The sequence below is a fragment of the Sphingomonas sp. TDK1 genome (assembly GCF_001650735.1).
GTDB lineage: Bacteria > Pseudomonadota > Alphaproteobacteria > Sphingomonadales > Sphingomonadaceae > Sphingomonas.
Map to the genome: position 1 here is coordinate 104590 of NZ_LXVY01000025.1, position 14184 is coordinate 118773.

Genomic DNA, 14184 nt, shown 5'->3' on the forward strand with positions numbered 1-14184 from the left:
CGCAACCATGATCGAACACGTCGCCATCATCGGCGCGGGCTTTTCGGGCACGCTCCAGGCCATCAACCTCATCCGCCATGAAGGCCCGCGCGCGACGCTGATCGAGCGCGCGCCGGTGGCGGGCACCGGGCTCGCCTATGGCGCAGCCCACCCGTCCCACCTGCTCAACGTCCGCGCCGCGAACATGAGCGCCTTCCCGGACGATCCGGCCCATCTTGTCCGCTGGCTCGAAGGGCGTGGCGTGGCGAATGCCGCCGCCAGCTTCGTGCCGAGACGGGTCTACGGCGAATATCTCCGCGAAATGCTCGACCATACGCTGGCGCGTTATCCCGACCGGCTGCGCCTCGTTCGCGGCGACGTGCAGGACGCGACCTTCGATGCGGCGGGCGTGACATTGCAGCTCTCCGACGGCACGCTGCGCGCCGATGCGGCGGTGCTCGCGGTCGGCAACCTGCCGCCGCACGATCCGCCAGGGCTTGATCCCGCAACGCTATCGAGCGCCCGCTACAAGGGCGACCCCTGGGACCCGAGCGTACCCGAGGGGCTCTCGGACAGCGATACGGTCCTGGTGATCGGCACCGGCCTCACCATGGTCGACGTCGCGCTGCTGCTGGAAGCGCGCGGATTTGGCGGCAAGATCGTCGCGGTCTCGCGGCGCGGCCTGCTGCCGCGCGCCCACGCTGCCGGCCAGGACTGGGACAAGATCCGCGAGCGCCCCTGCACGCGCGCCTCCGCGCTGGTGCGCGCCGTCCGCGAACGCGCGGCGCTGGTCGGCTGGCGCAACGCGGTCGACGAGCTTCGCCCCTTCACCCAGCCGATGTGGGCCAATGCCGGTGAGGACGAGCGCGCACGCTTCCTCCGCCACCTCCGGCCCTGGTGGGACGTTCACCGGCACCGCCTTGCTCCCGAGGTGGATGCCCGGCTCCAGGCGCTGATCAATCGCGGGCAGCTCGAAGTGGTCGCCGCGAAGACGCTGGGCTTTGCCGAGGGACCGGACGGCATCGCCGTCACCCTCCGCCCGCGTGGGCAGGACGCGTCGAAAACGATTCGCGCCCAGCGTATCGTCAACTGCACCGGCCCGCTCGGCGACCTCGCCCGCTCGCGCGAGCCCCTCCTGCAGCGCCTCGCCGCACGCGGTGTGATCCGGCCCGATGCTGCCCATATCGGCATTGATGTCGACAACCAGGGCCAGACCATCGCCGCCGACGGCCGCGCCAACGCGAATCTCTACGCGCTGGGCCCGATGACCCGCGGCGCCTTCTGGGAAATCGTCGCGGTACCGGACATTCGCACCCAGACCTGGGCCGTCGCCCGCCGCCTGTCGAACGCCCATTGGGTAGGCGGCGAGGGTTTATGACGAACTGGTAACATTTGACACTAAATCGGGAAGTGCGGTATCAGGTCGTCCATGACCGATACCGCCAATCCGCTCGGCCTCAACGGCTTCGAGTTCGTCGAGTTCACCTCGCCCGATCCGGACGCGATGGCGCGTCAGTTCGAGCAGCTGGGCTTCGTCCCCACCCATCGTCACCCGCGCAAGAATATTACAAGATATAAGCAGGGACGCATCAACCTGATGCTCAACCGCGACGACGCCGGTCGTGTGGCCGCCTTCCGTGGTGAGCATGGCCCCTCGGCCAGCGCGATGGCGTTCCGCGTGGCGGACCCGAACAAGGCGATGGAATGGGCGCTCGCCCACGGTGCCAAGCCGACCGACGAGGACGACACCGTCATCCAGGGCATCGGCGGCTCCTATCTCTATTTCATCCAGGACGAGATCGATCTCTACGCGGACTGGGCCGAGTTCCCCGGCTGGCGCGACGCCGAGGCGGCGAACAGCGTCGGGCTCGACCTGCTCGACCACCTCACCCACAATGTCCGCCGCGGCCAGATGCGGGTGTGGAGCGAATTCTACCGGACGCTCTTCGGCTTCGAGGAGCAGAAGTATTTCGACATCAAGGGTAAGGCGACCGGCCTGTTCAGCCAGGCGATGATCGCGCCCGACAAGGCGATCCGCATCCCGCTCAACGAGAGCCAGGACGACAACAGCCAGATCGAGGAATTCCTCCGCGAATATAAGGGCGAAGGCATCCAGCACCTCGCCCTCACCACCGACGACATCTACGACACGGTGGAGCGTCTGCGCGCCCGTGGCGTGCGCCTGCAGGACACGATCGAGACCTATTACGAACTGGTCGACAAGCGTGTCCCCGGGCATGGCGAGGATCTCGAGCGGCTGCGCAAGAACCGCATCCTGATCGACGGTTCGGTGGAGAACGATGAGGGCATCCTGCTCCAGATCTTCACCGAAAACATGTTCGGCCCGATCTTCTTCGAGATCATCCAGCGCAAGGGCAACGAAGGCTTCGGCAACGGCAATTTCCAGGCGCTGTTCGAGAGCATCGAGCTCGACCAGATCCGCCGCGGCGTCATCAAGGTCGACGCCTGACACGTTCGGAGAGGGAGAGAGCCGGGGGTGCCGCCGCAGGAACATGTGGCATACCCCGGCCCCACCGAACGCCCCCTCCCCGTCCTGATCCAAAAGGGGAGACGCGCTGGAGAGGACGCGCCACGTGACCCAGTATTTCCCCGGCTTCGGCAACCACGTCTCCACCGAAGCGGTGCCCGGCGCATTGCCGATCGGCCGCAACAGCCCGCAGCGCCCGCCCTATGGCCTCTATGCCGAGCAGCTTTCCGGCACCGCCTTCACCGCGCCGCGCGCCGAGAACCGGCGCGCCTGGCTCTACCGCCTGCGCCCGAGCGCCGAGCATCCGCCTTACCGGCCCTATGACGGCGCCCCCTTGTTCACGCCGCACACGCCGCACACGCCGCTCGCGCCCAATCGGCTGCGCTGGAACCCCATCGCTCGCCCCACCGCGCCCGTCGACTGGATCGACGGCATGGAGACGATGCTCGCCACCCGCGATCCGGCCGATCTGGAGGGCGTGGTCGTCCACCGCTACGCCGCCGATCGCGACATGGACAATCGCGCCTTCGTCAATGCCGACGGCGAACTGCTGTTCATCCCGCAGGCCGGCGCGCTCGCGCTGCTGACCGAACTCGGCCGCATCGACATCGCTCCCGGCCACATCGCGGTGATCCCCCGCGGCGTGCGCTTCCGCGTGCTGCTGCCCGAGGGTGCCGCCACCGGCTATGTCGCCGAGAATTACGGCGCACCCTTCCGCCTGCCCGATCTTGGCCCCATCGGCGCCAACGGCCTCGCCAACCCCCGCGATTTCGAGACGCCCGCCGCCTGGTTCGAGGACCGCGACGAAGTGTTCCAGCTTGTGCAGAAGTCGTTGGCAAGTCTGTGGATAACCACCCTGCCCCACAGCCCGCTCGACGTGGTGGCGTGGCATGGCAACCTTGCGCCCTATCGCTACGATCTCGCCCGGTTCAACACGATCAACACGGTCAGCTTCGATCATCCCGACCCGTCGATCTTCACCATCCTCACCTCGCCCAGCACCGTCGCGGGCCGCGCGAACGCCGATTTCGTGATCTTCCCGCCGCGCTGGATGGTGGCCGAGGACACGTTCCGCCCGCCCTGGTTCCACCGCAACGTGATGAGCGAGGCGATGGGGCTGATCCACGGCGCATACGACGCCAAGGCGGAAGGCTTCGCCCCCGGCGGCCTGTCGCTCCACAATCTGATGGCCGGCCACGGCCCCGACGTCGCCAGCTGGCGCGGCGCGACGAATGCCGAACTCAAGCCGCACAGGATCGACGGTACCATGGCGTTCATGGTCGAGACCTGCTGGCCCTATCGCCCGACCGAGCATGCGCTCGCCCACGCCCAGCCGGACTATGACGCGGTCTGGGAAGGCTTCCCCAAGGCACAGTTGCCGTGATCTATCCTGGAAATCCTCCCCCAGCCTGCTGGGGGAGGGGGACCGCGCACCGCGGGTGCGGGGTGGAGGGGCGGCGGTGGCACACCCCGTTCTTCGCCGGCGGCCCCTCCACCATCGCTGGCGCGATGGTCCCCCTCCCCGTTCCGGGGAGGATCTGATGGAACGCCTCACCGCCACCCCCGCCGGCGTGACGCTGGGCCCGCTCGATCTGATCCCCGACGGCACCGCGCGCAACTTCGTGCTGGAGATGCGCGCCGGCCGCTTCCACGGCTTTGTCGTGCGCAAGGGCGGCCGTGTCTTCGGCTATGTCGATCGCTGCGCCCACATGCCGGTACCGCTCAGCCAAGCGCTCGACGCCTATCTCACCCCCGATGCCAGCCATATCCAGTGCAGCTGGCACGGCGCGCTCTACACCGTGGAGGAGGGCCGGTGCGTCGGCGGCCCTTGCGTCGGCGCGCGACTGCTTCCATGGCCCGTGACAACAATCGACGGCATGATCGTGACCGTTGGAGAGGACACAGAATGACCCCGGACTTCGACTTCGCCCTCGGCGATTCCGCCGACATGATCCGCGACACCACCGCGCGCTTCGCCCGCGACAAGATCGCCCCCCTCGCCGCGCGGATCGACGCCGAGGACTGGTTCCCGCGCGATGAACTCTGGGCGGCGATGGGCGAGCTGGGCCTGCACGGCATCACCGTGCCGGAGGCCGATGGCGGCCTTGGCCTCGGCTATCTCGAACATGTCATCGCCTGCGAGGAAGTCGCCCGCGCCTCGGCCTCGATCGGCCTCAGCTACGGCGCGCATTCGAACCTCTGCGTCAACCAGATCGCCCGCTGGGGCAATGAAGACCAGAAGGCCAAGTACCTCCCCAAGCTGATCTCGGGCGAGCATGTCGGCAGCCTGGCGATGTCCGAGGCCGGCGCGGGATCGGACGTGGTCTCGATGAAGCTCAAGGCCGAGAAGGTGCAGGGCGGCTATGTGCTCAACGGCACCAAATTCTGGATCACCAACGCGGCCTACGCCGATACCCTCGTCGTCTATGCGAAGACGGGCGAAGGGTCGCGCGGCATCACGACGTTCCTGATCGAGAAGGACATGCCCGGCTTCGCGATCGGCCAGAAGATCGACAAGATGGGCATGCGCGGCTCTCCCACGTCGGAACTGGTGTTCACCGATTGCGAAGTGCCCGAGGCCAACGTGATGGGGCCGCTCAACGGCGGCGTCGCGGTGCTGATGAGCGGGCTCGACTATGAGCGCACCGTGCTCGCCGGCATCCAGCTGGGCATCATGCAGGCGTGCCTCGACGTGGTCCTGCCGTACCTGCGCGAGCGCAAGCAGTTCGGCCAGGCGATCGGCAGCTTCCAGCTGATGCAGGCCAAGATCGCCGACATGTATGTCGCGCTCAATTCTGCCCGGGCCTATGTCTATGCGGTGGCGCGCAGCTGCGATGCGGGCAAGACGACGCGCTTCGATGCGGCGGGCGCGATCCTGCTGGCGAGCGAGAACGCCTTCCGCGTCGCCGGCGAGGCGGTGCAGGCGCTGGGCGGCGCCGGCTATACCAGGGACTGGCCGGTCGAGCGCTTCCTGCGCGACGCCAAGCTGCTCGACATCGGTGCGGGCACCAACGAAATCCGCCGCATGCTGATCGGCCGCGAATTGCTGGGGGCGGCGTGATGGGCGCACTTCTTCTTAAGCCCCTCCCCTTCAGGGGAGGGGTTGGGGTGGGACACTGCTCCCCCAACGCCGGACTCGCTCCCAGCTCATTCCCCACCCCAACCCCTCCCCTGAAGGGGAGGGGCTAGTAGGCATGACCGCCCCTATCCTTCCCACCGCCGTCAACCCGGACAGCGACCCGTTCCGCGCCCAGGCCGCGCATCACCGCGCGCTGGCCGAGAAGCTCCGCGCCGATGTCGCACAGGCGGCGCTCGGCGGCAGCGAGTCCGCCCGCGCCAAGCATGTCGCGCGCGGCAAGCTGCTCCCCCGTGAGCGGGTCGAGCGGCTGCTCGATCCGGGCAGCCCCTTTCTCGAAATCGGCCAGCTTGCCGCCTGCGACCTGTATGACGGCGAAGTCCCCGGCGCGGGCGTGATCGCCGGCATCGGCCGCGTCTCGGGCCGCATGGTGATGATCGTCTGCAACGACGCCACCGTGAAGGGCGGCACCTATTACCCGATGACGGTGAAGAAGCATCTCCGCGCGCAGGAGATCGCCGAGGCCAATCGTCTGCCCTGCATCTATCTGGTCGACAGCGGCGGCGCCAATCTGCCGCACCAGGCGGATGTGTTCCCGGACAAGGAGCATTTCGGCCGCATCTTCTTCAACCAGGCCAACATGTCGGCGCAGGGCATCCCGCAGATCGCCTGCGTCATGGGCAGTTGCACCGCCGGCGGCGCCTATGTGCCCGCCATGTCCGACGAGAGCGTGATCGTCCGCAACCAGGGCACCATCTTCCTCGCCGGCCCGCCGCTGGTGAAGGCGGCGACGGGCGAGGAGATCAGCGCCGAGGACCTGGGCGGCGGCGACCTTCATGCCCGCCGCTCGGGCGTGGTCGATCACCTCGCCGAGAATGACGAACATGCGCTGACCATCGTCCGCGACATCGTCAGCCACCTCCCCGCTGATCGTGTGCCGGATGTCGCGCTGAAGGACCCGCGCCCGCCGAAATACGCGCCCGAGGAGCTGTACGGCATCCTCCCCACCGACGTCCGCGCGCCGTACGACGTGCACGAGGTGATCGCGCGGCTGGTCGACGGCTCCGAGTTCCACGAATTCAAGGCGCTCTACGGCAGCTCGCTGGTCTGCGGCTTCGCGCATATCTGGGGCATGCCCGTCGCGATCCTCGCCAATAACGGCGTGCTCTTCTCGGAAAGCGCGCAGAAGGGTGCGCATTTCATCGAGCTGGCATGCCAGCGGCGCATTCCGCTGCTGTTCCTCCAGAACATCTCCGGCTTCATGGTCGGCGGCAAGTATGAGGCAGAAGGCATTGCGAAACATGGCGCAAAGCTGGTGACGGCAGTAGCGACGGCGACGGTGCCCAAGCTCACCATCCTGATCGGCGGCAGCTTCGGCGCGGGCAATTACGGCATGTGCGGCCGGGCCTATTCGCCCCGCTTCCTGTTCAGCTGGCCCAACAGCCGGATCAGCGTGATGGGCGGCGAGCAGGCGGCGAGCGTCCTGGCCACGGTCCATCGGGACGCCGATCGCTGGTCGCCCGAGGAAGCCGAGGCCTTCAAGGCGCCGATCCGGCAGAAGTACGAGGACGAGGGCAATCCCTGGCACGCCACCGCGCGGCTGTGGGACGATGGCATCATCGATCCGGCGCAGACCCGCGACGTACTCGGCCTCGCGCTGGCGGCGACGCTCAACGCGCCGATCCCCGCGCGGCCGCAGTTCGGCGTGTTCCGGATGTGAGCGGGGAAGCGCATCCCAAGATCCTCCCCCAGCCCTGCTGGGGGAGGGGGACCGCCGGCCGCAGGCCGGTGGTGGAGGGGCCGGCGCCGCAGGCGGCGGAAGCCTTGCGCCGCGCCCTAACCCCCGCGGATATCCCTGCGCCGTTCGGCCACGACCTCGCCGATCCACATGACGAGGCCGTCGAGGTTGTTCAGCACCTCCACCGCCGGTATCCGCAGCGTCGCCACCCCCTCGGCGGCGAGCCACGCATCCCGTCGCGCATCCGCGGCAGGCGCAGTGCCGTGCGCATGCATCTCGCCGTCAATCTCGACGCACAGCCGCACCGCATCGCAGTAGAAGTCGAGTATATACGGCCCGGCCGGATGCTGCTTGCGCCATTTTTCGCCGTCGCGCCCGCGCACTGCTTGCCACAGCAGCACCTCCGGCAGCGTCATCTCCCGCCGCAAGCGCTTCGCTCGCCGATACGATCTGCCGTTGCCCTTGAGCATCGCTGCCCCCTTTCGCGCTTCGCGCGCCCCTCCACCATGCTACGCATGGTCCCCCTCCCCCAGCAAGCTGGGGGAGGATCTGATCGCTGAAGGCTGACCCCATGCTCCTCACCCTCCTCGCCCTCACCGTGCAGACCGCCGGCCTGCCCCCGCCCGCCGCCAACCCCACGCACAGCACGCCCTCCCCGAGCAAGCTGCCGCCCGCCAACCCGCTCGCCCCGCCGGACGGCAGCGACGAACGCGCGGTGCTCGCGACGGTCGACAAGCTGCTGGGCGGGATCAACACGCGCGATACCGCGGCGATCGGCGCCGTCCTCCTCCCGAGCGCGAGCGCAACGATCGTCACCGAAGCCGCCGGTGGACCCAGCACCGTCCGCACCCTGACCAATGCCGAACTGCTCGCCCGCTTCCAGCCCGGCCCCGAGACGTTCGACGAGCGTATCTCTGGCCCTGCGATCGAGATCGACGGCGATCTCGCGATGGTCTGGGCGCCCTATGTGTTCCGGCTGAACGGCAAGGTCCATCATTGCGGCACCGATCATGTCAGCCTGGTGCGTGAGAACGGCGCCTGGAAGGTCGCCAGCCTCACCTGGACCTCGCGCACCACGGGATGTGCCGAATGAGCCGCGACACGCTGTTCGTCCTCGACACCGACTGGGCCGACCCGGCCTATGGCGGCGAGCGCCGCTTCTACTGCAAGGACTGCATCACCGTGGAGGGCCTGCTCGCCGCCTTCCCGGAGCGCGCCGCGAACATCGAGGTGGTCCGCGTCCCCTGGCCTCGCCCCCGCGCGGCGGTGGTCGATCGGCTGGGCGAAGCGAACCAGAACCTGCCCGCGCTCGCCTTCGCCGAGGGTGGGTTCGCGAACGACATCGAGAGCGTGCTCGCCGCGCTCCACATCCGCCACGGCTTTCCGGAGCGCCACCCGTGATCCAGTCCCTGCTCATCGCCAATCGCGGCGAGATCGCCTGCCGCATCCTCCGCACCGCCCGCGCAATGGGCATCCGCACCGTCGCGGTCTATTCGGATGCCGACGCCAACGCGCTCCACGTGCGCCAGGCCGACGCGGCCGTGCATATCGGCCCCTCCCCAGCGCGCGAAAGCTATCTGGTCGGCGAGAAGATCATCGCCGCGGCCAAGGCGACCGGCGCCGAGGCGATCCACCCCGGCTATGGCTTCCTCTCCGAGAACGCGGAGTTCGCCGAGGCCGTACTCGCCGCCGGGCTGGTCTGGGTCGGGCCGAAGCCGGACAGCATCCGCGCGATGGGCCTCAAGGACGCCGCCAAGGCGCGGATGATCGCGGCCGGCGTGCCGGTCACCCCCGGCTATCTCGGCGAGGACCAGTCCCCCGAGCGGCTCCAGGCGGAGGCCGATGCGATCGGCTATCCGGTGCTGATCAAGGCGGTCGCGGGCGGCGGCGGCAAGGGCATGCGGCGGGTGGAAGCCGCCGCCGACTTCGCCGACGCGCTCGCCAGCTGCAAGCGCGAGGCGGCCTCGTCCTTCGGCGACGATCGGGTGCTGCTGGAGAAGTACATCCTCTCGCCCCGCCACATCGAAGTGCAGGTGTTCGGCGACACCCAGGGCAACGTGGTCCATCTGTTCGAGCGCGATTGCTCGCTCCAGCGCCGCCACCAGAAGGTGATCGAGGAGGCCCCCGCCCCCGGCATGGACGCCGAGACGCGCGACGCGATCTGCGCAGCGGCGGTGCGCGCGGCCAAGGCGGTCGACTATGTCGGCGCAGGGACCATCGAGTTCATCGCCGACGCCAGCGAAGGCCTGCGCGCCGACCGCATCTGGTTCATGGAAATGAACACCCGGCTCCAGGTCGAGCATCCGGTGTCCGAGGAGATCACCGGGCAGGATCTCGTGGAATGGCAGCTCCGCGTCGCCAGCGGCGAACCGCTGCCCAAGCGGCAGGAAGAGCTGTCGATCACCGGCTGGGCGATGGAGGCACGGCTCTATGCGGAGGATCCGGCCAAGGGGTTCCTGCCCAGCGTGGGGCGGCTCGAAACGCTATTCCTGGCGCCGACCGGGCGCGTCGAGACGGGCGTCGAAGAGGGTGGCGCCGTATCTCCCTTCTACGATCCCATGATCGCCAAACTTGTCGTCCACGCAGAGACCCGCGACGCCGCCATAGACGAGCTGGCGAAAACGTGCGGACAGATCGCCGTCGATCCCGTCAAAACCAATGCCTGGTTCGTGCGCCGCCTGTTGAACGAACGCGTGTTTCGCGAAGGGATGCAGACGACCGGCTTTATCGGCGACAATCTGGAACGCCTGACGGCGGCCCCTCAGCCCAGCACGAACCTGCTGCACTTCGCCGCCGAGCGACTGATGGCCGTTGCCGATCCGCGGCTTCGAACCGATCGCTTGGCCAAGCTCCAGGGGTTCCGCGTCAACGCGGCGCCGAACCGCCACATCCGCTTTGCCGTCAACGGCGCGCCCGTCGACGTCGCGTATGACGCAAGCGAGGTCTATGCCTTCCATGATCGCGAGGACATCTACTTCGACGGCGATCTCATCTGCGAAGGCGGCGCGGCATTTCGGGTGGGCGCGCTGCGAACCGACGGCAGCGGCACCGGCGCCGCCGCCGACGGCGCCCTGCTCGCCCCCATGCCGGGCCGCATCACCGCCGTCGACGTCGCCCCCGGTGCGCAGGTCACCAAGGGCCAGCGGCTCGTTACCCTGGAGGCGATGAAGATGGAACATGCGCTCACCGCGCCGTTCGACGGCACCGTTGCCGAACTCCCCGTCACTGCGGGCGGCCAGGTCACCGAGGGCACGCTGCTCGTCCGCGTGGAGAAGGCGGCATGATCTTCCGCGACGCCGTCCTCGCCGACCTCCCCGCGATCGTCGCCATGCTCGACGACGACGAGCTCAGCCGCGGCCGCGAGGATGCCTCGCTGCCGCTCGATCCGCGCTACGAGATGGCCTTCGCCGACATCGATCGCGATCCCAATCAACGGCTGATTGTCGCAGAACGGGACGGCGCCGTGATCGGCACGATGCAGCTGAGCTACCTTCCCGGCATCGCGTTCCGCGGCGCGTGGCGCGGCCAGATCGAGGCGGTTCGCATCGCTTCGCCCCTGCGCGGAGAAGGACTTGGCCGCACAATGATCGAATGGGCGGTCGCCGAATGCCGCGCCCGGGGCTGCCGGATGGTGCAGCTCACCTCCATGCGCGATCGCACCGACGCGCACCGCTTCTACGAAAAGCTCGGCTGGACCAAGAGCCATTTCGGCTTCAAGCTGAAACTGGATCAGGACGAAGGCTGAATGGCACGCTTTTTTGACGAATGGCAGCTCGGGGATCGTATCGAGCACGCGCTGCGGCGCACGGTTACCGAGACGGACAACCTTCTCTTCACCGCCCTCACCCACAACACCCAGCCGCTGCACCTGGATGCGGAGGCCGCGCGCGCGTCCGAATTCGGCCAGATCCTCGTCAACGGGACCTACACCTTCAGCCTGATGATCGGCGTCACGGTAGCCGACACCACCGCCGGCTCGCTGGTCGCCAATCTCGGCTATGACAAGCTGGTCATGCCGAAGCCGGTCTTCCTCGGCGACACGCTGCGCGCCAGCTCCGAGGTGGTCGAGCTGCGCCCCAGCAAATCGCGGCCCGGCCAGGGCATCGTCACCTGGCGGCATCAGATGCACAACCAGCGCGACGAGCTGGTATGCGAATGCCTGCGTTCGGCGCTGCTGCGCAGCCGTTCGGCCTGACGCGCGTTTCTCCAGGCGATGCAAGCATTTGACGTAATCGTCGTCGGCGGCGGCGCCGCCGGCATCGGGGCCGCCCGCACCCTTTCGGACGCAGGCAAGGACGTGCTGCTTGTCGAGGCCGATGCGCGCCTTGGCGGCCGGGCGCGAACCGAGCATGTCGACGGCATGGCGCTCGATCTGGGCGCAGGCTGGCTCCATTCGGCCGAGCACAACCCCTGGGTCGAGATCGCTGCGCTACACGGCTTCGAGCTGGATCGTACCCTGCCCCGCTGGCGTGAACAGTGGCGCGAACTCGGCTTCTCGCGCGCCGAGCAGAAGGATGCCGCCAAGGCCTTCAGCGCGTTCGAGAAACGCATCCGCAAGGATCCACCGCCGGGCGACCGCGCGGGCGCTGCGCTGGTACCGGACAGCCCATGGAGCGTCTGGATCGATGCCGTCAGCGGCTTCGTCAACGGCGTCGATACCGCCAAGCTCTCGATCGCCGACTATCTCGCCTATGAAGATGCCGCCACCGAAACCGACTGGCGCGTGCCCGCCGGCTATGGCGCGCTGGTCACTGCCCAGGCCGGGTGCCTGCGCACGGCGCTTGCCACGCCGGTGACCGCGATCGACCGATCGGGCACCCGCCTCAAGCTGCAGACCGGACGCGGCACGCTGGAGGCGGCGCATGTGATCGTTACCGTCTCCACCGACATTCTGGCGCGCGGCGACATCACCATCGCGGGACATGACGACCTGCTTCATGCCGCCGCGGCGCTGCCGCTCGGCCTGGCCGACAAGCTGTTCCTCGCCGTCGACCAGGGCGCCGAAGAACTCGAAGCAAACGCCCATCTGCTCGGCGATCCGCGCAACGTGATCACCGGCACCTACACGCTGCGCCCGTTCGAACGGCCGATCATCGAGGCGATGCTGGGCGGTGAAGGCGCGCGCGAGATGGCTGCGCGCGGTCTCCAGGGGGCTGCCGACTTCGCGATCGAGGAGCTGTGCGCGCTGCTCGGTGGCAAGTGGCGCAAGCGGCTGCGCCTGCTTGCCGGATCGGCCTGGAGCCGCGAAACCCATATTCGCGGCGGCTATAGCCACGCGCTGCCTGGCCGCGCCTTCGCCCGGCGCGCCCTGTCGACGCCGATCGATCCACGGATCCGCTTCGCCGGAGAGGCCTGCTCTCCCACCGAGTTCTCGACCGTCCACGGTGCGTACAAGACCGGCGTTGCCGCCGCGCGGGCGCTGCTCGCCTAGGCGGCCCGGCGTTTCGCCGGCTCGGGGTTGGAGAAGACCAACTCGTCGTCGATGCGGCCGAACTTCAGCGCCATCAGATCGCGCGTATAGCTCTGATGGACCCGCCACGGCTTGCGATGGCCCTGCCGCGGGAGCAGGCCGCGCGCGCGCTGGACATAGCCCGAAGTGAAGTCGAGAAAGGGCTGTGCCTCCACCGGCGCCGCCGGCTGCGGTGTCACCTGCCGCATCCCGCGCTTCGCCATCGCCCCCAGCAGCCGGGAGACATAGCGCGCGGTCAGGTCCGCCTTCAGCGTCCAGCTGGCATTGGTATAGCCGAACGCGATGGCGAGGTTGGGCACGCCGGAGAACATCATCCCCTTGTAGGTCAGCCGCTCCGCCCAATCGACGACCTCGCCGTCCACCGTGACGGGGATACCGCCCATCAACTGCACCTGCAGGCCGGTCGCGGTAACCACGAGATCGGCAGGCAACTCGCGCCCCGATTGCAGCTTCAGGCCCTCCGGGGTGAAACGGTCGATCCGGTCCGTCACCACCGCTGCCCGGCCATCGCGGATTGCCGCGAACAGGTCGGCATCGGGCACCAGGCACAGCCGCTGGTCCCAGGGGTTGTAGCTGGGGGTGAAATGGGTGGCGACGTCATAGTCGTGGCCCAGCTCGCACCGAACCATGTCGACCAGCCGCTCCTTGGCCTTGGCCGGGTGCTTGCGCGCCAGCGCATAGAAATACTGGCTGAGCAGAACGTTCTTCCAGCGCGTCAGGGCATAGGCGGTCTTGCCGGGTAGATACCGCCGAAGCCAGTTGGCGATGCCGTCCTGCGAAGGCCGGGCCACGATATAGGTGGGGGATCGCTGCAGCATGGTGACATGGGCCGCGCGACGGGCGAGCTCCGGCACCAGCGTGACCGCCGTCGCGCCGCTGCCGATCACGACGACGCGCTTGTCGGCATAGTCGATGTCAGGGGTCCAGAATTGCGGATGGACGATGCGGCCGTGAAAGGTCTCGCGTCCGGCGAAGGCGGGCAGATACGCCTGATCGTACTTGTAATAGCCCGAACAGAGAAACAGGAAGCTGCAGCTGAACTGGCGGGTGCGGCCGTCGGTCTCCACGCTCACCGTCCAGAGCGCTTCCTCGCTCGACCAGGCGGCGGCCACCACCTTGTGGCGATAGCGGATGCGGCGGTCGATCCCGAACGCGCGCGCGGTATCCTCCAGATAGCGCAGGATCGCGTCGCCGTCCGCGATCGCCTTGGCATCGGTCCAGGGTCGAAACGAGAAGCCGAGCGTGTACATATCGGAATCGGATCGGATGCCGGGGTAGCGGAACAGATCCCAGGTTCCCCCCATCCGCTCCCGGCCCTCGAGGATCGCATAGGTGCGGCCCGGGCAATGCGTCTGCAGATGATAGCCTGCACCGATGCCCGACAGCCCCGCGCCCACGACGAGAACGTCGAAATGTTCGCGCATAGTTTCTGC

The 14184-nt window shown here is 68.2% G+C and carries 14 protein-coding genes; 12 read left to right on the forward strand and 2 right to left on the reverse strand.

Annotated features, from left to right (window positions below):
- Positions 1–7: 7 nt before the first annotated feature.
- The 6 genes from A7X12_RS13870 (at position 8) to A7X12_RS13895 (ending at position 7263) form a co-directional block, all read left to right on the forward strand.
- Entirely contained in the window at positions 8–1357 is a 1350-nt protein-coding gene (locus A7X12_RS13870; protein WP_064312168.1) for an FAD/NAD(P)-binding protein, read from the forward strand.
- A gap of 51 nt (positions 1358–1408) precedes the next feature.
- Positions 1409–2449, forward strand: a complete 1041-nt coding sequence (gene hppD / locus A7X12_RS13875; RefSeq protein WP_064312169.1) for a 4-hydroxyphenylpyruvate dioxygenase — start codon at positions 1409–1411, stop codon at positions 2447–2449.
- A gap of 124 nt (positions 2450–2573) precedes the next feature.
- A complete protein-coding gene (hmgA, locus tag A7X12_RS13880; RefSeq protein WP_064312170.1) occupies positions 2574–3851 on the forward strand; it encodes a homogentisate 1,2-dioxygenase in 1278 nt (425 codons plus the stop codon).
- A gap of 157 nt (positions 3852–4008) precedes the next feature.
- Positions 4009–4377 (forward strand): Rieske (2Fe-2S) protein, encoded by a 369-nt coding sequence (locus tag A7X12_RS13885; protein WP_064312171.1) that lies wholly within the window; start codon positions 4009–4011, stop codon positions 4375–4377.
- Positions 4374–5528 (forward strand): isovaleryl-CoA dehydrogenase, encoded by a 1155-nt coding sequence (locus tag A7X12_RS13890; RefSeq protein WP_064312172.1) that lies wholly within the window; start codon positions 4374–4376, stop codon positions 5526–5528. The genes A7X12_RS13885 and A7X12_RS13890 overlap by 4 nt, the downstream gene beginning before the upstream one ends.
- Positions 5529–5661: 133 nt before the next feature.
- On the forward strand, positions 5662–7263 hold the full coding sequence (locus tag A7X12_RS13895; RefSeq protein WP_064312173.1) for a carboxyl transferase domain-containing protein: 1602 nt from the start codon (positions 5662–5664) through the stop codon (positions 7261–7263).
- A 116-nt stretch (positions 7264–7379) separates the two neighbouring features.
- Here A7X12_RS13895 and A7X12_RS13900 read toward each other — a convergent pair whose 3' ends face one another.
- Entirely contained in the window at positions 7380–7751 is a 372-nt protein-coding gene (locus A7X12_RS13900; protein WP_064312174.1) for an endonuclease domain-containing protein, read from the reverse strand.
- A 101-nt stretch (positions 7752–7852) separates the two neighbouring features.
- On the opposite strand from A7X12_RS13900, the gene A7X12_RS13905 reads away from it, so the two are divergent.
- The 6 genes from A7X12_RS13905 to A7X12_RS26615 are packed head-to-tail and all read left to right on the forward strand — an operon-like array spanning position 7853 to position 12712.
- Complete coding sequence (locus A7X12_RS13905; RefSeq protein ID WP_064312175.1) at positions 7853–8374, forward strand: nuclear transport factor 2 family protein; 522 nt, start codon at positions 7853–7855, stop codon at positions 8372–8374.
- The gene (locus tag A7X12_RS13910; RefSeq protein ID WP_064312176.1) at positions 8371–8682 is read left to right on the forward strand and encodes a DUF3088 family protein; all 312 of its coding nucleotides are present in this window, start codon (positions 8371–8373) and stop codon (positions 8680–8682) included. Before A7X12_RS13905 ends, A7X12_RS13910 begins: the two co-directional genes overlap by 4 nt.
- The gene (locus tag A7X12_RS13915) at positions 8679–10565 is read left to right on the forward strand and encodes an acetyl/propionyl/methylcrotonyl-CoA carboxylase subunit alpha (RefSeq protein ID WP_064312177.1); all 1887 of its coding nucleotides are present in this window, start codon (positions 8679–8681) and stop codon (positions 10563–10565) included. Before A7X12_RS13910 ends, A7X12_RS13915 begins: the two co-directional genes overlap by 4 nt.
- Positions 10562–11026 (forward strand): GNAT family N-acetyltransferase, encoded by a 465-nt coding sequence (locus A7X12_RS13920; RefSeq protein WP_064312178.1) that lies wholly within the window; start codon positions 10562–10564, stop codon positions 11024–11026. Before A7X12_RS13915 ends, A7X12_RS13920 begins: the two co-directional genes overlap by 4 nt.
- Positions 11027–11476 carry a MaoC family dehydratase gene (locus A7X12_RS13925; RefSeq protein WP_064312179.1) on the forward strand — a complete coding sequence of 150 codons (450 nt, stop codon included), beginning with the start codon at positions 11027–11029 and terminating at the stop codon, positions 11474–11476.
- An 18-nt stretch (positions 11477–11494) separates the two neighbouring features.
- Positions 11495–12712 (forward strand): flavin monoamine oxidase family protein, encoded by a 1218-nt coding sequence (locus A7X12_RS26615; RefSeq protein ID WP_064312180.1) that lies wholly within the window; start codon positions 11495–11497, stop codon positions 12710–12712.
- Here the strand turns inward: A7X12_RS26615 and A7X12_RS13935 are convergent.
- On the reverse strand, positions 12709–14175 hold the full coding sequence (locus tag A7X12_RS13935; protein WP_064312181.1) for a flavin-containing monooxygenase: 1467 nt from the start codon (positions 14173–14175) through the stop codon (positions 12709–12711). The two genes, A7X12_RS26615 and A7X12_RS13935, sit on opposite strands and share 4 nt — an antisense overlap.
- Positions 14176–14184: the final 9 nt, after the last annotated feature.